This is a genomic window from Streptomyces sp. UC4497 (genome assembly GCF_054871485.1).
The window spans coordinates 1-20,322 of sequence record NZ_JBTYHB010000040.1; the positions used below are offsets into that span (position 1 = coordinate 1).

Here is a 20,322-nt window from a genome sequence, read left to right on the forward strand (position 1 = left end):
TGGGGTGTGTCCCCCCCCCCCGCACCCCCCCCGCCCTGGGTTTGTTACCGGCCGGGCCTGCCCCCCCCCCCCCCGCGCCCCGGGGGGGGTTCGCCGGCGGCCCCAACCCCCCCCCGGGGGGGTGGGGGGGGGGGGGGGCAACGCCCCGGGGGGCCGGGCCCCACCCCCTCGCTCTCACTGCAATGTGACGCCCCGACTCCGCAACGCGTCGAGACATGGACGGCATGGCCGTGACCGAAGTCCGTCAGTAGGTCGCCCGTCCCCCGCTGATGTCATAGACGGCTCCGGTGGAGAAGCTGACGCGCTCGGACGCGAGGAAGGCGACCAGCTCTGCCACCTCTTCCGGGCGTCCGATACGCCTCATCGGGATGAGCCCGGTGATGTGGGCAAGGACGTCGGCGGCGGTGGAGTCGTTCATGGGAGTGGCGATGACCGCGGGGGCGATGACGTTCACGAGGACACCGCTGGTGGCCAGTTCCTTGCCTGCGGACTTGGTCAGCGCGATCACGGCCGCCTTGGAGGCGGAGTAGATCGAGAGGTTGGGGTTACCGTCCTTGCCGGCCATGCTGGCGAAGTTGACGACGCGACCCCAGCTCCGCACCCGCATGCCGGGCACGAAGGCCCGCATAGTGTTCACGGTGCCGATGACATTGACGTCGAAGACACCTCGCCACTGCTCGGACGTGGTGTCGAGCAGCGGGGCGTTCGGCCCGACGATGCCGGCGGAGTTCACCAGGATGTCGAATGGGCCGATGTCGGCGGCCAGTTGATGCAGCGTCGGCCCGTCGGTCACGTCCGCCTCGACGTCGGCACCTGCGAGATCGAGCGTGGTCACCTGAACGCCGTCGGCCCGCAGGCGTTCGGCGGCGGCAGCGCCAAGGCCGCTGGCGCCGCCGGTGACCAGGGCGGTCCGGGCAGAGGTTGTCATCGTGCGCCTCCTGTGATTGGTCAGTGGGATTCACGGCTGACGGCGGAGCCGCTGGAGCCGGTGAGGAAGTCGAGGTCGGCGCCGGTGTCGGCCTGTTGGACGTGGTCGACGTAGAGGCGTTCCCAGCCGCGGCCCGGGGCGGCGAAGCCGTCGAGGGTGGTCTTGTTCGGGGTGCGGCGGGCGAGTTCGTCGTCGGGTACGTCGATGTCGATGCGGCGGGCCGCTACGTCGAGGGTGACGGTGTCGCCGGTGCGGACGAGGGCGAGCGGCCCGCCGGCGGCCGCCTCGGGCGCCACGTGCAGCACCACCGTCCCGTACGCGGTGCCGCTCATGCGGCCGTCGCAGACCCGCACCATGTCCCGTATGCCCTGCTCCAACAGCTTCTTCGGCAGCGGCATGTTGGAGACCTCCGGCATGCCGGGGTAGCCCTTGGGGCCGCAGCCGCGCAGCACGAGGACAGAGTCGGCGTCGACGTCCAGGTCGGGGTCGTCGATGCGGGCGTGGAAGTCCTCGATGGAGTCGAAGACGAGAGCGCGGCCGCGGTGTTGGAGCAGGTGCGGGGAGGCCGCGGCGGGTTTGATGAGGGCGCCGTCGGGGGCGAGGTTGCCGCGCAGGACGGCGATGCCGCCTTCAGCGACGAGGGGCTGTACGCGGGTGCGGATCACCTCGGGGTCCCAAACAGGCGCGTCCTGAAGGTAGTTGACCAAGGGCTTGCCGGTGACGGTGAGCGCGTCGGGATCGAGCAGGTCGCTCACCTCGCGCAGTACGGCGAGGAGGCCGCCGGCGCGGTGGAAGTCCTCCATCAGGAACCGGCCGGCCGGCTGGAGATCGACGAGGACGGGGACGCGGGAGCCGATGCGGTCGAAGTCGTCGAGGGTGAGGTCGATGCCGAGGCGTCCGGCAATGGCGAGGAGGTGGACGACGGCGTTGGTGGAGCCGCCGACGGCGGCGAGCGCCACGATCGCGTTGTGGAAGGAGGACCTGGTCAGGAACGTGCCGGGGCGGCGGTCGGAGGCGACCATCTCGACGGCGAGGCGCCCGGAGTCGTGGGCGGCCTTGAGCAGGCGGCTGTCGGGAGCGGGGGTTCCGGCGGTGCCGGGAACGACGGCGCCGAGGGCCTCGGCGACCAGGGCCATGGTGGAGGCAGTGCCCATGGTGTTGCAGTGGCCGCGGCTGCGGATCATCGCGGACTCGGAGCGGGTGAAGTCGTCCTGGCTGAGGGTGCCACCGCGCACCTCCTCGGACAGTTTCCACACATCGGTGCCGCAGCCGAGCGGCCTGCCGCGGAAGGTGCCGGTGAGCATGGGGCCGCCGGGGACGACGACGGCGGGCAGGTCGACCGAGGCGGCGCCCATCAAAAGCGAGGGAATCGTCTTGTCGCAGCCGCCCAACAGGACCACTCCGTCAAGGGGGTTGGCCCGCAGCAACTCCTCGGTGGCCATCGCGGCCATGTTCCGCCACAGCATGGCGGTGGGCCGCATCTGGGTCTCCCCCAGGGACACCAAGGGCAGGTCGAGCGGGATGCCGCCCGCCTCGTACACACCATGGCGGACGGAGGCGGCGACCTCGTTCAGATGGGCGTTGCAGGGGGTCAGGTCGGAGGCGGTGTTGGCGATGGCGATCTGGGGGCGGCCCGTGAAGGCATCGTCCGGAACGCCGCGACGCATCCAGGCCCGGTGGATGTAGGCGTTGCGATCGTGACCCGCGTACCACTGTGAGCTTCGGAGCTTCACACGCGACTCTTTCCAATAGTCGATACGACGGTCTAATCTCTGGAATGCCATGGACAATACGCAGACGTTCGACGGACCGAAAGCCCCCGGCGGCAAGAAGATCGAGAGCCCGGAGGAGGGCTCAACCAAGCGTGCGGGCAAGGGACTTGTGGGATCCGACCGAGTACTCGCAGTCCTCAAGGAACTCGCGCGCCACCCCGACGGTGTAGGCCTTGAGGAGCTGACCCGGGTGATCGCCAGCCCGAAGCCGACCGTGCACCGCGCCCTGCAGTCATTGCGCCGAGCCGGGCTCGCCGACCAGGACGCTCAAGGGCGCTACCTACTCGGGGACGAGTTTCTGCGCATGGCTTTCGCGCACCATGAGGCCCGCCCCGAACACGTCCGCGTACGCCCTGTTCTGGAGGCGCTGGCCGAGCGGTTCAACGAGACCGTGCACTACGCGGTTCTGGACGGCCACGAAGTGGTCTACCGCGCCAAGGTCGACCCGCCCACCGGCGCCGTACGCCTGACCTCCACGGTCGGCGGCCGCAACCCCGCCCATGCCACCGGCGTCGGAAAGCTGCTGCTCGCATACGAGTTGAAGTCCCTCGCCGACGTCGAGGCATGGATCGACGACGACCCACTGGAGCGCCGCACGCCGCGGACCCACTGCACCACCACCGACCTGCACCATGAATTCCAGGCCACACGCGAGCGCGGCTACGCCGTCGACGACCAGGAGAACGAGCCCGGCGTCAACTGCATCGCGCTGCCCGTGTACGCAACGTCGGCGACGGCACCATCGGGGGCGGTGAGCGTGAGCGCACTGGCCTACCGCACCCCACTGACCACGCTGGTCGACGCGTACGACGAAATCCGCACCCTGCTCGGCCCGTTGGGCACCCCCCTCGCCTGACCGCATCGACGCTCACACCGCTGAACTGCCCGCCTACCTTGGAGACTGAGCCCGTTGTATCTCATGCGCATCGGTTCCGTCGGCGCCGAGAAGCCCGTCGCCCGCATCGACGACAACACCTACGTAGACCTCTCCGACGTCGTCTCCGACTTCGACGAGTCGTTCTTCGGCACCGGCGGCCTCGACCGCATCCGCCCCCTCGTGACCGAGCGCGCAGCAGCGGGCCAGGTATCACGCTTCGCCGGGGAACGCACCGGCGCCCCCATCGCCCGCCCGCACCAGATCCTCTGCATCGGACTCAACTACCGCGACCACGCGGCCGAATCCGGCATGGCTGTGCCGGACGAACCGATCCTGTTCACCAAGTCGCCCAACACCCTCGTCGGCCCCAATGACGACGTGCGTATCCCCCGCGGCTCAACCAAACCCGACTGGGAGGTCGAGCTCGGCATCGTCATCGGCCGGCGCACCAGCTACCTCGAATCGATTGACGACGCGCGTGATGCCATCGCCGGATATCTGGTCGTCAACGACGTCAGCGAACGCGCTTTCCAGCTGGAGCGCGGCGGACAGTGGGCCAAGGGCAAGTCCGCCGAGACCTTCAACCCCGCGGGCCCCTGGCTGGCGACGACCGACGAAATCGACGACGTTCTCGCGCTCGACATGTGGCTCGACGTCAATGGAGTACGCCGCCAGGACGGCAACACCAAAACAATGATCTTCGACCCGTACGTCATCGTGCACCATCTGAGCCAGTTCATGGTCCTGGAACCCGGTGACCTCATCAACACCGGCACCCCGCCCGGCGTCGGCATGGGCTTCACCCCGCCCATCTGGCTCGGGCCCGGTGACGTGATGGAGCTGGGCATCAGCGGACTCGGTACACAGCTCCAGCACGTCGTCGGGCCCCGGTGAGCGCGCACCATGCGCGCATTCGTCGTCACGGGCCCCGGCACATACGAGGTCCAGGACCTGCAGAAGCCCATCGCGGCACCCGGTGAAGTAGTCGTCGATGTGGAACGAGTCGGCGTGTGCGGCACCGATGTCGAGCTGTTCACGGGCGAGATGGCCTACCTGCACCAGGGACTGGCCGCCCACCCGCTGCGGCCGGGCCACGAATGGTCCGGCCGCGTGGTGTCCGTCGGCCCGGGCGTCGACGCCGGTTGGCTGGGGCGGCGCGTCACGGGGGACACCATGCTCGGCTGCGGGACATGCCACCGCTGCACACACGGCCGGCAGCACCTGTGCGAGCAGCGTGACGAGCTCGGCGTCCGTGGGCCCCGGCCGGGCGCCCTGGCCGAGCAAGTCTCCGTACCGGCAACCTCGTTGCACACCCTGCCCGCCTCCATCGACGCCACGCTCGGCGCCCTGGTGGAACCGGGTGGAAACGCCCTGCGCGCGGCGCAGGCGGCGGTTCGAGACCGAGGCGAACGGGTACTGGTCCTCGGCCCGGGCACCATCGGACTCCTCACCGCGATGTTCGCACGATCCCTGGGCGCCGAGGTGCACCTCGTGGGTGAGACACAGAGCTCGCTGGACTTCGCTGGCAGCCTCGGCTTCGAGCACCTCTGGCGACATGCCGCCGTCCCGGATCTCCCGTTCGAGGCTGTCGTCGACGCCTCCAATGCCACCCCACTACCGGCTCTGGCCCTGGACCTGGTCGAGCCGGGCGGCCGGGTCGTCTACATAGGTCTGGCCCCTGAACCGAGCCACATCGACACCCGCACACTCGCCCTCAAGGACGTCACCGCCGTCGGTGTCCTCTCCGCCTCCCCCGCCCTCGATGCGACCATCGCGGCGTACGCGGACAGGTCCGTGGACCCCAGATCCCTGGTGGGGGCGACCGTGGGTCTGGAGCAGATCGGCCCGGTGCTCGTCGGCGAACGCCCCGCAGGCGCCGGCGCCGGACCCAAGATCCATGTCGACCCGCGCCTGATCGAGAGGTGAACGAGGCGACGGCGTTCCGGACGGTGGTCCAGGAAGACCGCGGACGGTGACGATCACCGAGTGGGATACGGCCTGTCAGCAGGAGGCCGGCAGGACATGACTGGCGGGTCCGACGGTTCCGCGGGCGAGGTCGCGGCTGATGACCATGCGCTGGATCTGGTTGGTGCCTTCGAAGATCTGCATGACCTTGGCCTCCCGCATGTAGCGCTCCACTGGAAAGTCCCGGGAGTAGCCGGCTCCCCCGAAGATCTGCACCGCGTCCGTGGTGACCCGCATCGCCGCGTCGGTCGCGATGAGCTTGGCGATGCTGGCCTGTCGGCCGTACGGCAGTCCGGCGTCCTTGCGTCGCGCCGCGGCCAGCACGGTCGCCCGTGCGGAGACAATCGCTGCCTCCATGTCGGCGAGCAGGAAAGCGATCGCCTGGTGGTCGATGATCTTGCGGCCAAAGGTCTCGCGCTGTTGGGCGTAGGCGAGCGCTTCGTCCAACGCCCCCTGGGCCAGCCCGACGGCGACCGCGGCGATGCCCAGGCGGCCGGCGTCCAGGCCCGCGAGCGCGATGGCGAGCCCCTGGCCCTCCGCTCCAATGAGCCGGTCGTCCGGCACCCGGACGTCATCGAAGCGCATGGTTGCGGTCGCCGACCCTGTCAGTCCCATCTTGCGCTCCGGCGGATCAGCCTCGATGCCTGATACGTCGGCAGGCACGTGGAAGCAAGAGATGCCGCGACCCCGGTCGTCGGAGGTGCGTGCCATCACCGTGTAGAAGTCCGCGTATCCGCCGTGTGTCGTCCATGCCTTGGTGCCGCGCATCAGGTACGTGTCACCGTTGAGCACGGCCCGACTGGTCATGGCGGCCGGATCCGATCCCGCATGCGGCTCGGACAGACAGTAGGCACCGAGCAGGTCACCGGCCAGCAACTCCGGCAGCAGGCTCTCACGTTGGGTGTCGGTGCCGAACGTGGCCAGCGGGAAGCACGACAGCGTATGCACGCTGACACCGACGGCGACGCTCGCCCAGCGGGCCGCGAGCTCCTCGACGACCTGCAGATACACCTCGTAGGGCTGACCGCCACCGCCGAACTCGACGGGGTACGGCAGGCCAAGAAGACCGGACCGGCCGAGCGTGCGGAACACCTCGCGGGGGAAGCGTTCCGCCGCTTCATGCTCGGCGGCGCGCGGGGCCAAGTGACGCTCGGCGATCTCGCGTGTCAGGTCGAGGAGCCCCGCCGACTCTTCGGTCGGCAGCAGGCGTGAAACGGGCATGGACATCGTTCTCCGGATGGCTCGTGCGGGGACGGGGTGACGGAGGCGAGCAGGACGGACAGGTTGGGTCAGTGGCCGTTCAGTTCGTCACGACGCTGCTTGCGCAGGACGTATCGCTGGATCTTCCCGCTGGGGGTCTTCGGCAGCTGGTCGGCGAAGTGGACGGTACGCGGGTAGGCGTGGGCGGCGAACCGTGACTTCACCAGCTTCTTTAGTTCATCGGCAAGTTGGTCGTCTCCGTCCGCTCCAGGACGCAGGACCACAAAGGCTTCGAGTACCTCCCCGCGCAACTCATCCGGCACCCCGACGACCGCGACATCGGTCACCAGCTCGTGCTGCAGCAGCACGCTCTCGACATCGAAGGGGCCGATGCGGTACCCGGCCATGATGATGACGTCGTCGTCACGGGCGGAGAAGTAGAAGTAGCCCTCCTCGTCGCGAGTTCCGGCGTCGCCGGTGAGGTACCACCGGCCGTCTCCGGTGAAGCGTTCCGCGGTCTTCTCCGGGGCGCCGGTGTATCCGGAGAACCACATCAGCGGACTGTCCTCGGCCCTGATCGCGACGCGGCCCGCAGTTCCCGCAGGGGCAGGCTCGTCCCGTGCGTCGTACAGGATCTCGGCCGACCAGCCCGGCAGAGGCCGGCCCATCGACCCCGGCCGGACTGCCGAACGTACGTCCTCGGCCCACCCGTTGACGATGACCATCCCGTGTTCGGTCTGCCCGTAGTGGTCGCGCACCGGGACACCGAGCGTCTGCTCGGCCCATGTGATGACCTCGGGGGTGAGTGGCTCGCCGGCGGAAGAGGCGATGCGCAGTCGCACCCCGTCCGGCACGGGCTCGGGGGCGCTGCGCAGGCTGCGGTAGACGGTGGGGGCCGCGGTGAAGTTCGTGACACCGAACTCGCGCATCACCTGCCACGTCAGGGGCGCGGAGAAGCCAGAGTGCAGCAACAGGCTGCGTCGTCCCGCGGCCAACGGGCCGAGGATCGCGTAGTACAGCCCATAGGCCCAGCCGGGATCGGCGGCGTTCCAGAACACGTCGTCGCGCCGCACGTCAAGGCCGTACTCCAGGTACGCCTGGAACGAGGCCAGCGCCTTCACAGGAACGGGCACGCTCTTCGGCGTCCCGGTGGTCCCGGAGGTGAACAGCTGGACCAGAACCGCGTTCCCACCGAGCGCGACCGCCCGGCCCTCGGGCTCGTCCCCGCGATACGCACCGAGCAGGCGGCCGAACGACAGCTCGCCTTCGGCCGGTTGTCCGCCAGCGACCACGATCTGCCAGGGGGCATCGGCAGGCATGTCCTCACCAGGCACGAGCTTGTCCCGCTGGTCGGCGTCGACGACAACAGCCTTTGCAGCGCTGGCGGTGAGCCTCAGCGCGATGGCCGGCGGGGCGAAGGCAGTGAACAGCGGCACGTGCACGGCCCCGCGGCGCCAGATACCCAACAGCGCCACGATCAGGTCGGCCGACTTGCCCATCAGCACGGCCACGGCTTCGCCGGGGCCAACACCGATGCCGGCCAGGGCGGCGGCGAAGCGTGCCGAGTCGCGACGGAGCTCGCCGAAAGTGAGGTCGCGGGCGGACAGATCCGCCTCGATGACGGTGAAGGCCACGTCGTCGGCGGGGTGCAGGTCGCACAGCAGCTCCGCGGCGCACGCCTCTGGGGAGCCGAAGCGGGAGAGGAGCTCTTGGACGCGGACCGACGCGGTCGCCGAGACGCCGGCTCCCTTTGGCCCAACAGAAGACGAGAGCTCGGATCGCCCGTGGTGTTGCTCTTTGGATTGCCCGGTTGATCGGCCGGTGTTGGTCATGGTCATCCCCTTTCCGGCGGCATTGCCGGTCGACTCTTTGCTGTGGGGTTACGGCGACTTATGCTCCGGGTCACATGGATGGCCGACTACCCCCGGAAAGGGGCAGTGGCAATGCAGCCCGTTTCAGATGTGTCCATGCGCCCCGACGACGGAGACGCCATCCGGCAGGCACTGCGCCTCGTCCAGCGGCGCTCGGACATCCCGATCACGTTCGGCGGCCCCGTCCGGGGAGACGTCCTGCGCCTGACGGAGCACTTGGGAGTTCGCACGGCAGGCCTGCGCGGACTCGCCGTCGCGGCCTCAACCGGCCTGGGCGGGCAGGTCATCGTGGAACGCCGCCCTACCACCGTGGCGGATTACGGGGCGGACGACTCCATCACCCATGACTACGACACACCCGTGCTCGCGGAAGGCATCCGCTCTGTCGTTGCCGTTCCCGTCGTCGTGTCGGGTTCGGTACGCGGCGTTCTGTACGGCGCGGCGCGCGGCGTGACCTCGGTCGGTGAGCGCGCGACCGATGTGATGGTCGGCGCCTCGCGCCAACTGGCGGGCGAACTCGCCCTGCGGGACGAGGTGGACCGCCGCGTACAGCTGCGCCTGACCGCGCAGACCGATGCTGACCGAGGTATGAGCCGCAGCGCCACCGAGGAGATCCGCGCACTGCACGCCGATCTCCGGGCCCTCGCCCAGACTGTGCACAACGACACTCTGCGCGAGCAGCTCATGGACGCGACAAGGCGTTTGGCCGGACTCGGCGCGGTGCAGGGGCTGGCCACTCATGCACCACTGTCACCCCGCGAGACCGACGTCCTGGCCCAAGTCGCCCTCGGATGCAGCAACGCCGACGCGGCGTCGCGGCTCTCCCTGCGTCCCGAGACCGTGAAGGCCTACCTGCGCAGCGCGATGCGCAAGCTCGACGCCCATACGCGGCTGGAGGCGGTCGTCACAGCGCGCCGCCGCGGTCTGCTGCCCTGACAACCGGAGCACGGCCCCTGCCTGCCGCCTGCTGAGCACGTTGAACCTCTCAGCAGGCGGCAGCGCATCTCGGATGTCCATGTATCGCTCATCGAACGGGTTGGGGCCGGTACCGGCGGTGCCCATGTAGACCGCCATCTACACCCCACCCGGGCCGTATGCCCAGGTAGGCAGGGAGTCGTGTCGTTCAGATACCGAGCAGCTCGCAGCCGCAGACGGTATCCAGGATCGTCGCGCTCACCGGTCCGGCCGACGATCAGCCGTGGGCGTCGGCTTCGCCGACCGACACAGGGAAGTTGGTCACGACCAGGAGGAAGATCACCAGGAGGGTAGAGGCCGGCACCGGGGTGCGGTGCCGCAGGTTCTGTCGGCCGAGCAGGGACGGAACAGTACCGCCGCACGCATCGGTAAAGAGGTACCGCGATACCACGTTGTGGAAAGACAGGACGCAGCCGAGCAGGCTCGTAACCAGGAGCGCACTCACCGCGAGACCGACCCAGGTGCGGACGTAACGCTCCGCAGTGCGCTGGTACATGTCGCCGGTCTGAACGCTGGAGCCCGCCACCTCGACTACCTTGCCGCCCCAGCGGGGGATCGTCCGGTCAGGATCCCGTGCCTCATCGAGGTGGACAGCGGCAACGAGCAAAGTGCTGAGGACCTCGGCGCTGAGGTGTTCCCGATCAGGCCACGAGGAACACGACCCAGCGCCTACGCCGGTTACCACGCGAGGCATCAATGGTGGCGAGAGGGGCGGAGAGGCCCGGTCGACGATCCCGGACCTCCCCAGAGGAGTACTGCCTTCTACTTCGCGAAGCGGTAGAGCTTCTTGTTGGCGAACTCGAGCATGCCGACCTTGCCCATCTCGCGGCCGTAGCCCGACTTCTTGACACCGCCGAAGGGCACGTCCGGGCCTCCGAGGAGGCCGGCGTTGACGAACACCATGCCGACGTCGAGCTGGTCACCGACGCGCTCGGCGCGCTCCAGGTCATCGCAGATCACAACCGAGCTGAGGCCGTAGGGCGAGGAGTTGGCGAGCTCGATGGCCTCCTCATCGCTGGAGACCCGGTAGAGCTGCGCCACCGGGCCGAACAGCTCCTCGCTGTAGACGTCCATGTCCGGCGTGATATCGCCGATGACACTCGGCGTGTAGACGTTGCCCCTGGGCTGGTTGTCGCCGACAAGGAGCGTGGCACCCTGGTCAAGGGCTCCCTGCACCTGGCCCGTCAGCGTCTTGGTCGCGGAGTCGGACGACAGCGGTCCGTAATCGCCGTTCTCGTACGACTGGGCACCCATCGCGGCGGTGAACTTCGCCGCGAACTCGTCGAAGTGCCGGTCGATGACGACGATGCGCTTCGAGCCGATACAGCTCTGCCCGGTATTGTCCATGCGCCCCGCCACCGCATGCTTGACCGCGTGGTCGACGTCAGCCGTGTCGAGCACCAGGAACACGTCGGACCCGCCGAGCTCGAGCACGCACTTCTTCAGCGCACGACCGGCCTGCTCGGCGACGATCGCACCGGCACGTTCGGAGCCGGTGAGTGACACTCCCTGCACGCGATCGTCGGCGATGATGTCGGCGACCTGCTGATGAGTCGAGAACACATTGACGTACGCACCCTCGGGGAAGCCGGCATCGCGGAACAGCTGCTGCAGCGCGAGTGCGGACTCCGGGCACTGAGCGGCGTGGCGCAGGACCACCGTGTTGCCAAGGATCAGATTCGGCACCGCGAATCGCACGACCTGGTAGTACGGGTAGTTCCACGGCATGACCCCGAGGATCACTCCGGTCCCCTGGTAGCGGAAGAAGCTGCGCAGGCCGTCGGCGACCTCGAGCGGCTCGTCGGCGAGCCACCTTTCGGCGTTGTCGGCGAAGGCAGCAGTGATCTTGGCTGCGAACTGGACTTCGCCGATCCCCTGCGGGATCGGCTTGCCCATCTCGCGGTTGATGATCTTCGCGAGCTCGTCCTGGCGCTCGCTGAAGAGCTCGGAGAGGCGCCGCGCGAGAGCGGCGCGCTCGCGCACCGTGGTTCGGCGGGACCACGTTTGGTACACGTCGTGGGTGGCGACGAGGGCGGCCTCGATCTCCTCCGCGGTCGCCGTGGGGTATTCGGCGGCGATCTCGCCCGTGGACGGGTCGGTGACGGCGAATGTGCTCATCGGTCTTCCTCCTTGCCTTCTTGGCTCATGGGAGATGGTGTGCCGGAAGAAACGGCTGTCCCGCGACGGAAGGCCGCGGGACAGCCGAGGTGTGTGTGCGCCGGGATTCCGGTCAGACCCCGCGGCCGGGAGCGATCGTCGGGCCGTAGTAGCGCTGGCGCTCACGAGCCTCGCGATGCTTCGTGCCGCCTTCCACGGTCTCGGGGCGCTCCGACGTCATCGCGGCGCCGACGTCCCAGAAGGCGCCGTTGCCCGTGAGGTACCGCCACGGCTCCACGTGGGCCACCACGACGGCGGGACGGTTCTCGACCTCGCGGGCTTCCTCGAGGGCCGACTTGAACTCCTCGATCGTGTTGGTCGACCAGGAGACCGCGCCGAAGCTGGCCGCGTTCGCGGCGATGTCGACGGGCACGACGGCTCCGTCGAGACGTCCGGTCTCGGCGCTCCGCTCACGCAGCTGAGTGCCGAACTCGTGGCCGCCCTTGGCGACCTGCAGCGGCCAGATGCACTGGTGCCCGCTGTTGTCGATGATCACGACGGTGATCTTCTGGTGCTCCTGAACTGCGGTGATGAGCTCGGTCGGCTGCATGTAGTACGTCCCGTCGCCGATCAGGACGAAGACATCACCCGGCGCGTCCGGCGTGGCCAGCCGATAGCCGAGACCGGCCGGCAGCTCGTGACCCATGCAGGAGTTGGCGTACTCGGAGAGGACCTTGGTGCCGTTCGAGGTGTCCCACGCCTTGTGGACGCCCCCGACCACACCACCGGAACCGAGCACGAGGGCGTCGTCGGCGCCCGTGTGCTTGTTGAGCACGTCGATCACCTGTGCCTGGCTCATGTTCTCGCCAGCGATGTACTCCAGGTCCTGCTCGAGCACATCGGCCGTGGCCTGGCGCGCGGCAGCGATCTCGTCGCGGTAGCCCGCGACACTCTGGTACGCGGCGTCGGTCAGGCCCTCGTGCAGTGCGGTGAGCGACAGCTTCGCGTCACCGACCACGGGATAGGAGCCCATCTTGTGCGCGTCGAAAGAGCTGACGTTGAAGTGCACCAGCTGGACGTCAGGGTTCTCGAACAGGGAGTGCGATGCGGTGATGAAGTCCTGCAGCCGGGAGCCGACACTGATCACGCAGTCCGCCCGCCCCGCGATCCGGTTGGCCCCGATCGTGCCGTCGACGCCGAGCCCGCCGAGGCCGAGCTCCGAGTTCGGTCCCATTCCCTTGCCGGCGTAGGTCTCCACAACGGGAATACCGAAGTCGGCGCTGAGCCTGGCGAGTTCATCGGCCGCGTCCGAGTAGCGCACACCGCCGCCGGCGATGAAGACCGGTCGCTGCGCGCGGCGGATGATCTCGATCGCGTCCCGGATCTCCTCCTGCGCCGCCGGCCTGCGGCGGATGGGCCAGACACGCGGGGTGAAGAACTCCTCGGGGAAGTCGTAGGCCTCACCTTGGATGTCCTGCGGCAGGCAGACGACGACCGCTCCGGTATCGACCGGGTCGGTCAGGACCCGCAGCGCCTCGGGCAGGGTCACCAGCAGCTGAGAGGGCGTGGTGATGCGGTCGAAGTACCGGCTCACCGGCCGGAAGGCGTCGTTTGCCGACACATCACGCTCCACCGGGTGCTCAATCTGCTGGAGCACCGGGTCGCCCTTGCGATTGTTGATGATGTCGGCAGGGAACAGCAGGACCGGCAGGCGATTCGTGGTCGCGGTCGAGGCACCACTGATCATGTTGGTCGAGCCGGGGCCGGCGGATGCGGTGCAGGCAAGGGTCGCGGCCCGGTTGGTCGCCTTGGCGTACCCGATGGCCGCGTGCACCATCGACTGCTCGTTCTTACCGGCAATGTGCGGGAAATCGACGCCGTACTCGTCAATGCCCTGGGCCACGCCGACCGAATTGCCGTGACCGAAGATTCCGTACATCCCCGGGATCAGGCGACGGCGCTCGCCATCGAGTTCGCTGTACTGAACCTGCAGATACTCAACGATCGCCTGCGCAACGGTGCGCCGACGCACGCTCTTGCTGGGGGCGTCGGCTGCAGTGTCGACGGCCGCGGTGGTAGTCATGCCTTCTCCTCGTTCCGTGGTCAAACGCCGGCGTGATCGGCCGAGGCGTTCGAGGAGCCAGCGTTCCACCGCCCAAAGGGGCAGGACTGTGCCACTTTGGCACGACACCACGGAGCGTCTCGGCGGGCGTCGCACGGGGACACACCACCGGACACCAATCTGACCAAGCCCTGCTCGCGACATGTCTCATAACGAGACACCTGGAGGGCCGGACGGGGTGCGACTCTCAGTGCGCCGGCGAACGGGCCAGGAACGGAGTCTGTATGACTGAGCGTCCCAGCACTCAGAGCGACGCACCACACACGTCGGGGCCCGGCGACACGCAGCCACAGCGTATTCAGGGGCGCCTCGGTGTCGGGAGCGTCGTATTCGCCGTGCTTGCTTGGGCGGCCCCGCTGCTTGTCATCGTGGGCGTGCTGCCGTCCATGACCGGCTTTGCGGGGGTGGGGGTCGTTCCGGCCCTGCTCGTCACGATGATGATCGTGCTTGTGTTCTCCGTCGGCTACAACGCGCTGACCCGCTATGTCGACCGGCCCGGCGCCTTCTACGCCTACATCACCGCGGGCATGGGCAGGAATCTGGGCCTCGGAGGCGCCTTCGTCGCGTTGTTCACCTACTCACTGCTGCTGCTGTCCACCTGGGCCGCGTTCGGCTTCTATGCGAGGCACTTCTTCGTCGAAGACCTGGGTGTCCCGTCTCTTCCCTGGTACCTCTTCGCGTTGGCCGGGGTGGCGCTCGCCGGCGTATCGGCATACGGAAACGTGGAATTCTCCGCGAAGACCCTGGCCGTCGCGCTCAGCATCGAGATCCTCCTCGTGCTGATCGTGAACCTGCGCATCTTCTTCGACGGAGGGCCTGATGGCGTATCGACCGAGCTGTTCACCTCCGACGGCGTGACAACCGGAGGATTCGGACTGGCGGTGCTGTTCGCCTTCCTCTGTTTCGGAGGCTTCGAGTCGTCGGCGATCTATCGCGAGGAGGTCAAGGATCCGGTCAACACCATCACCCGGGCCACCTACGTCGCGGTGCTCGTCATCGGCGTCTTCTACATCCTCGCAGCGATCGCCATGGTCACCGGCCTCGGCTCCAGGGGCATCGCGGAGGCGCAGCAAGGGGCCGAGGTGTCGACGATGTTCAGTGACCTTGCCAAGCAGTACGTGGGGGCGGTGATGCCGAGCTTGGTAGACGGTCTGGTCATCATCTCCACGTACGCGACACTGCTCGCCCAGCACAACGCGGTGGCACGCTATCTGTACTCCTTCGGCCGGGATGGTGTCTTCTCCACCTCACTCGGTACGGCGCATCCAAAGCATCATTCGCCGTACCGGGCGTCCTTCTTCGTGACAGGGATGGAAATCCTCGCGGTGCTCGTCATCGCGGCCGTCACTGGCTTCGAGGCAGTCGGCTCCAATGCCTTCACTGTCTACATCCGTGCCAACGGCATCGGCGCCGTCGGCATCGTGGTGCTGCTCTGGCTCGTGAGCCTCGCGGTGATCATGTACTTCCGGCGGCATCCGGCCGACGGCCCACGAGGCGGGGCATGGCGGACCCGAGCTGCGCCCATCTTGGGACTGGTCGGCATCTCCGCGGTCTTCGTGCTCAGCGTGTCGAACCTCGACGCGCTCATTGGTGCCGGGCCGATCGTGTCTGCCGTCCTCGCGGTCCTGGTTCCGCTGGTGTTCGTCGTCGGCTGGGTCTGTGCGAGAACGCTTCGGACTCGTCGACCGGACGTCTACGCCAGGATCGGCCGGCAGTAACGGCACGGCCGGCGCCCCGCAGCACGTTGCGGACTCATCAAACAGAAGCGACCGAATTCGGCAGGGAGATTCTTGATGCGACTCGAGGACAAGGTCGTGCTCATCAGTGGTGGTGCGAGAGGTATGGGCGTCGCCCATACCCACGCGCTCGTCCAGGAGGGCGCCCGCGTCGTTTCGTTCGACGTGAACGACGGCGAGGGGCCCGCGCTCGTCAAGGAACTCGGAGAAGACCGGCTGCTCTTCTTGCACGGAGATGTCACCAACGCCACCGACTGGGCTCGCATCGTGGCGGCCGCGCAGAGTCACTTCGGAGGGCTCGATGTGCTGGTGAACAACGCTGGTGTGTCACCGATTCAGCGCCTCGAGACCGTTTCCGAAGCGGACTACCGGCGTGTGATCGACATCAATCAGGTCGGCACCTTCCTCGGCATGCAGTCGGTGATCCCAGTCATGCGCGAGTCGGGCGGAGTCATCGTGAACATCTGCTCCACCGCGGGCCTCGTCGGCTTCACCGACATCTTTCCCTACGTCGCGTCGAAGTGGGCGGTGCGCGGCATGACCAAGGCCGCAGCACTCGAACTCGCCAGCTCCGGCATCCGCGTCAACGCGGTGTGTCCTGGGGACACGGACACACCGATGATCAGGGAAAACCTCGGCTCCGCCGGGGGGTCGCTGCCACCGGCCGAAACGCTCCCCTTCAAGCGCTGGGCCCGCCCCGAGGAGATCTCCGCAGCCGTTGTCTTCCTCGCGTCAAGCGAGTCCTCATACATGAGCGGCTCCGAGATCGTGGTGGACGGCGCGTTCACCGCAGAGTAGAGAGGTCGTTGCTTCATGCCACAGAAACCCCTTCGGTTCGGACTCGTCGGTACCGGACGCATTGGGCAGGTGCACGCGGCGAGCATCGCCGCGAGCCCTGCGTCTGAACTGTCCTGGGTCGCAGATCCCTTGGTCGAGGGCGCGTCGGACGTGGCCGCCCGCTTCGGGGGCAAGGTCACGGACTCTCCCGCGGAACTCATAGGCTGCGGACAACTGGACGCCGTGGTCATCGCATCGCCGACCCCCACCCATGTGGACCTGATCGAGGCATGCGTAGATGCGGGGCTCCCCGTGCTGTGCGAGAAACCGATCGACCTCGACATCGCCCGGGTCGACGCGCTGCGGCCCAAGGTGGCCTCGAGCCAGGTGCCTGTCGCGCTGGGGTTCAACCAGCGCTTCGACCCGGACTTCGCGGAGGTCCATGCCCGGGTCCGGGCCGGAGAAATCGGCGACCTGGAACAGCTCGCGATCGTCAGCCGGGACCCCGGCCCCCCGCCGGCCGCATACATCAAGGTCTCGGGCGGCATCTTTCGGGACATGACCATCCACGACTTCGACATGGCCCGCTTTTTCGTCGGTGACATCGTCGAGGTGAGCGCGACCGGAGCGCAGCTGTTCGACCCGGGCGCCCGCGAACACGGAGATTTCGACACGGCTGTGGTGACCCTACGCGCCGCGTCCGGCGCCGTCGTCACGATCACGAACTCGAGGCACAGCGCCATTGGTTACGACCAACGCCTCGAAGCGTTCGGCCCGAAGGGGATGTTGGAGGTCGGCAACGCGCCCTCCAGTCTGGTGCGACTCTCCTCCGCATCGGCGGTCGAGACGAAGCGGCCCTACGTCGACTTCTTCCTGGAGCGGTATGCCGAGGCGTATGCGCTCGAACTGGCAGCGTTCATCGGGCTCGTGCGCGGCGAGGACTCAGCCAGTCCGACCTTCGACGATGGCCGCGCGGCCTTGCTCATCGCCGATGCGGCACAACGATCGGCCGAAACTGGCACTGCAGTCGAACTTCAAGCGCAGTGAGGCGGGCGAAGTGACGTACTTTCCTGCCGCACGGCTGCGGGGCAAGGTTGCGCTTGTCAGCGGAGGCGCACAGGGGATGGGGCTGAGTCACGCCCGTGCCCTTGCCCGCGAGGGCGCCGACGTAGCCGTTTTCGACGTTAGTGCTGGTGAATCGTCCACCCTCCCGGAGGAGTTCGGTGCAGAACACCTGCTGGTCTTGCACGGGGATGTCAGATCCGCCTCCGATTGGGAGCACGCCGTCGCGGCCACATGTGAGAAGTTCGGAAAGCTCGACACGCTCGTCAACAATGCCGGTGTCGCCGCCGCGCACCGCGTTGAGACCGTGACCGAAGCGGACTTCCGGCGCGTGACCGATATCAATCAGGTGGGCACCTTCCTTGGCATGCGGGCAGTCCTCCGCCCGATGCGCAGAGCCGGCGGAGGGTCGATCATCAACATCTCATCGACTTCGGGCCTGGTCGGCTTCGAGGACAACTTCAGTTACGTCGCGTCGAAGTGGGCGGTGCGCGGCATGACCAAGGCCGCCGCACTCGAACTCGCGGAGGATGGGATTCGGGTGAATACGGTCTGCCCTGGGGAGACCGACACCCCTCTCCTCCGGTCCGACCCCACCGCTGTTCCGCCCGAGAGCTCACGTTTCGGCCGCTGGGCTCGCCCGGCAGAGGTTTCGGCCGCGGTGGTGTTCCTCGCTTCTGACGAGTCGTCGTATGTAAGCGGCAGCGACATCGTCGTCGATGCGACCTACACCGCCGCCTGACGAGGTGCACAGAAGGAAGGGCCGGAGACTCCGTGGGTCTCCGGCCCTTCCGGCTATTGGGGTGTCTACGCCTGCGTCGTGGTGGCTCCGTCGACGGCGGGGACGTCGACCCACTTGCCGGAGTCAGCGCTACGCAGGGACACATCCACCAGCTCGGAGGCCGACCAGCCGTCGGCCGCCGACGGTGCGAGCTGCTTGCCCTCGGCCACCGAGCGCAGGAACAGCGCCGCCTCGATCGTCTTGAGGTCGTTGAACCCGATGCCGGGCCCGGCATTGGGCTGGAAGCGTCCGAAGTCTCCGAACGATGTGCCGGTCATGATCGTTCGGTAGCCACTGCCGTTGTCGGCCACCTCGAGCTGGTTCATACGGTCGAAGTTCCACCGCAGCGAACCCTCGGTGCCGTAGACCTCGATGATGTACTCGGCGTGCGGGCCGACGGCGACACGTGTCGACTCCAGGATGCCGATGGCGCCTCCATCGAAGCGGGCGAGAATGGCGGCGTAATCCTCGTTCTCGACCTCCCGATTCCCCCCTCCGGGCAATGGACGCTTCGGGATGAAGCGCTCGGTGACCGCGTTGACCGAGGTGATCGGAGCTACGAGGTACTGCGCCAGGTCAAAGCCGTGACTCAGAACATCACCGAGCACCCCCGAGCCGGCCTGCGCCTGCTCGTACCGCCAGGTAAAGCTCTGGTTGGGATCGGACGCGTAACTGGTGATCATGCGGAGCTGCAGGTTGGTGATGCGACCGAGCTCACCGGAGCGGATCAGTCGGCGCGCCTCGGCGACCGCTGGAGCGTGACGGTAATTGAATCCGACCGCCGTGAAGAGTCCCGCCGCGGCCGCGCCCTCCGCGATCTCCCGGGACTCACGGGCACTGCGGCCCATGGGCTTTTCGATCCAGAAGTGCTTGCCCGCCTCGATGGTCGCCAGCGCGATCTCGTGGTGCAGGAAGTTGGGCGAGCAGATGGACACGACGTCCACGTCCGGATGCGCGAGAAGTTCGCGGTAGTCGGTCGTCGTCTCGCGGAACCCGAGCGCTTCCGTAGCGTGGGCTCGTCCCTTCGGATCCGGGTCCGCGGCGATCACAAGTTCGGCCCCCTTAGGCAGTTCGGGGAAGAACTGCTGCGCCTGGAGGTAGGAGCGCGCGTGCAGCCGCCCCATCACTCCGACGGAGATGAGACCGACTCCGACCCGGTTTTGACTCTTCACAGCGACTCCTTCGGCTGACACAGGTCTCGTGAACGTTCCAACTGGCGCTCCCGGGCAGGCCTTCTTGGGGGCGTCGTGCACGTCAGCCTAGGAACGTCGACCTGGGAAGTGGTGTGTCAATCTGGAACACCAGGGGCTCTCGCCGCGCTGCTGTACTGACTCACATCGGTCCTGCTGAGTCACGAGGGAGTTCCGGCGACCATGAGCGAACCACTGCACCACATCGTGCCCGAGCACACGCGCGTGCTGATCACGGGTGCCACCTCCGGCGTCGGCGAGGCCACGGCGAAACTCTTCGCCGCGCGCGGGGCCACCGTGGCCCTGCTGGGCCGGCGTGCCAACGAACTGAGCCGTGTGGCCGACGAGATCGGCGACCGTGCCCATACATTCCACGCCGATGTGTCCGACTCCGCCTCGGCAACCAGTGCGGTGCGCGCAACGATCCAGGAGCTCGGTGGACTCGACGTGGCGGTCAACGCCGCTGGCGTCGCCAGAGCCTCGCTGCTCGAGGACCTGGACGACGGGGCGTGGCGCGAGGTGATCGAGACCAACCTGTCGGGCACGTTCTACGTTTCCCGCGAGGCAGGGCTGCACATGCGGGCTGCGGGTCAGGGCGCGATCGTGAACGTCGCCTCCGACATGGCCACCATGGGGGCTGCCGGCCTGGCGCACTACAGCGCCGCGAAGGCCGGTGTTGTCGGCCTCAGCCGCGCTCTCGCGATCGAACTCGCGCCAACCGTGCGTGTCAACGTCGTGAGTCCCGGCCCGATCGACACCCCCATGCTGCGTGGCGGGCTCGACGCGAGCAAACTCGATGCGTCGCTGCGCGAGAAGGAAGCCACCGTCCCGCTCCGCCGTCTCGCACATCCCGAGGAGATCGCACGGGCCGTCTGGTTCCTGGCCGTCGGAAGCACCTTCGCGACGGGCACCAACATGGCCGTCGACGGCGGCACCACCGCAGCCTGACCCACCTCTCGCATCCGGCCC

17 protein-coding genes are annotated in these 20,322 nt (G+C 67.8%); 9 read left to right on the forward strand and 8 right to left on the reverse strand.

Annotated features, from left to right (window positions below; all coding sequences use genetic code 11):
* Positions 1-244 precede the first annotated feature (244 nt).
* Together ACYSUO_RS35520 and ACYSUO_RS35525 are read right to left on the reverse strand one after the other, a co-directional pair.
* Positions 245-928, reverse strand: a complete 684-nt coding sequence (locus tag ACYSUO_RS35520) for an SDR family NAD(P)-dependent oxidoreductase (protein WP_422479642.1) — start codon at positions 926-928, stop codon at positions 245-247.
* Positions 929-948: 20 nt separating this feature from the next.
* Entirely contained in the window at positions 949-2,661 is a 1,713-nt protein-coding gene (locus ACYSUO_RS35525) for an IlvD/Edd family dehydratase (RefSeq protein WP_461780335.1), read from the reverse strand.
* Positions 2,662-2,710: 49 nt separating this feature from the next.
* Here ACYSUO_RS35525 and ACYSUO_RS35530 point away from each other — a divergent pair, with 49 nt between their 5' ends.
* The 3 genes from ACYSUO_RS35530 to ACYSUO_RS35540 are packed head-to-tail and all read left to right on the forward strand — an operon-like array spanning position 2,711 to position 5,503.
* On the forward strand, positions 2,711-3,556 hold the full coding sequence (locus tag ACYSUO_RS35530) for an IclR family transcriptional regulator (protein WP_461780336.1): 846 nt from the start codon (positions 2,711-2,713) through the stop codon (positions 3,554-3,556).
* Positions 3,557-3,610: 54 nt separating this feature from the next.
* Positions 3,611-4,471, forward strand: a complete 861-nt coding sequence (locus ACYSUO_RS35535; RefSeq protein ID WP_461780337.1) for a fumarylacetoacetate hydrolase family protein — start codon at positions 3,611-3,613, stop codon at positions 4,469-4,471.
* 9 nt (positions 4,472-4,480) lie between these two features.
* A complete protein-coding gene (locus ACYSUO_RS35540) occupies positions 4,481-5,503 on the forward strand; it encodes a zinc-dependent alcohol dehydrogenase (protein ID WP_461780338.1) in 1,023 nt (340 codons plus the stop codon).
* A 75-nt stretch (positions 5,504-5,578) separates the two neighbouring features.
* On the opposite strand, the gene ACYSUO_RS35545 is transcribed toward ACYSUO_RS35540, so the two are convergent.
* Positions 5,579-6,763: an acyl-CoA dehydrogenase family protein gene (locus tag ACYSUO_RS35545; RefSeq protein ID WP_461780339.1), complete on the reverse strand. Its 1,185-nt coding sequence runs from the start codon at positions 6,761-6,763 to the stop codon at positions 5,579-5,581.
* Positions 6,764-6,831: 68 nt separating this feature from the next.
* Positions 6,832-8,574, reverse strand: coding sequence for an AMP-binding protein (locus ACYSUO_RS35550; RefSeq protein ID WP_461780340.1), 1,743 nt, complete (start codon positions 8,572-8,574; stop codon positions 6,832-6,834).
* 111 nt (positions 8,575-8,685) lie between these two features.
* Between ACYSUO_RS35550 and ACYSUO_RS35555 the strand changes: the two genes are divergently transcribed.
* Positions 8,686-9,549: a helix-turn-helix transcriptional regulator gene (locus ACYSUO_RS35555; RefSeq protein WP_461780341.1), complete on the forward strand. Its 864-nt coding sequence runs from the start codon at positions 8,686-8,688 to the stop codon at positions 9,547-9,549.
* 256 nt (positions 9,550-9,805) lie between these two features.
* Here the strand turns inward: ACYSUO_RS35555 and ACYSUO_RS35560 are convergent, their stop codons facing one another.
* From ACYSUO_RS35560 to iolD, 3 genes are all read right to left on the reverse strand, one after another.
* Positions 9,806-10,114 carry an amino acid permease gene (locus tag ACYSUO_RS35560; protein WP_461780342.1) on the reverse strand — a complete coding sequence of 103 codons (309 nt, stop codon included), beginning with the start codon at positions 10,112-10,114 and terminating at the stop codon, positions 9,806-9,808.
* Positions 10,115-10,350: 236 nt separating this feature from the next.
* On the reverse strand, positions 10,351-11,706 hold the full coding sequence (locus ACYSUO_RS35565) for an NAD-dependent succinate-semialdehyde dehydrogenase (protein WP_461780343.1): 1,356 nt from the start codon (positions 11,704-11,706) through the stop codon (positions 10,351-10,353).
* A gap of 112 nt (positions 11,707-11,818) precedes the next feature.
* Positions 11,819-13,768, reverse strand: a complete 1,950-nt coding sequence (iolD, locus tag ACYSUO_RS35570) for a 3D-(3,5/4)-trihydroxycyclohexane-1,2-dione acylhydrolase (decyclizing) (RefSeq protein WP_461780344.1) — start codon at positions 13,766-13,768, stop codon at positions 11,819-11,821.
* 263 nt (positions 13,769-14,031) lie between these two features.
* Here iolD and ACYSUO_RS35575 point away from each other — a divergent pair, with 263 nt between their 5' ends.
* From ACYSUO_RS35575 to ACYSUO_RS35590, 4 genes are all read left to right on the forward strand, one after another.
* On the forward strand, positions 14,032-15,525 hold the full coding sequence (locus ACYSUO_RS35575; RefSeq protein WP_461780345.1) for an APC family permease: 1,494 nt from the start codon (positions 14,032-14,034) through the stop codon (positions 15,523-15,525).
* Positions 15,526-15,600: 75 nt separating this feature from the next.
* Complete coding sequence (locus tag ACYSUO_RS35580; RefSeq protein WP_461780346.1) at positions 15,601-16,341, forward strand: glucose 1-dehydrogenase; 741 nt, start codon at positions 15,601-15,603, stop codon at positions 16,339-16,341.
* A 15-nt stretch (positions 16,342-16,356) separates the two neighbouring features.
* The gene (gene iolG, locus ACYSUO_RS35585; RefSeq protein WP_461780347.1) at positions 16,357-17,367 is read left to right on the forward strand and encodes an inositol 2-dehydrogenase; all 1,011 of its coding nucleotides are present in this window, start codon (positions 16,357-16,359) and stop codon (positions 17,365-17,367) included.
* Positions 17,312-18,124, forward strand: a complete 813-nt coding sequence (locus ACYSUO_RS35590) for an SDR family NAD(P)-dependent oxidoreductase (RefSeq protein WP_461780348.1) — start codon at positions 17,312-17,314, stop codon at positions 18,122-18,124. Before iolG ends, ACYSUO_RS35590 begins: the two co-directional genes overlap by 56 nt.
* A 65-nt stretch (positions 18,125-18,189) precedes the next feature.
* Here the strand turns inward: ACYSUO_RS35590 and ACYSUO_RS35595 are convergent, their stop codons facing one another.
* Positions 18,190-19,335 (reverse strand): Gfo/Idh/MocA family protein, encoded by a 1,146-nt coding sequence (locus ACYSUO_RS35595; RefSeq protein WP_461780349.1) that lies wholly within the window; start codon positions 19,333-19,335, stop codon positions 18,190-18,192.
* Between the two features lie 201 nt (positions 19,336-19,536).
* Here ACYSUO_RS35595 and ACYSUO_RS35600 point away from each other — a divergent pair, with 201 nt between their 5' ends.
* Entirely contained in the window at positions 19,537-20,301 is a 765-nt protein-coding gene (locus tag ACYSUO_RS35600; protein WP_461780350.1) for an SDR family NAD(P)-dependent oxidoreductase, read from the forward strand.
* The last annotated feature ends 21 nt before the right edge of the window (positions 20,302-20,322 follow it).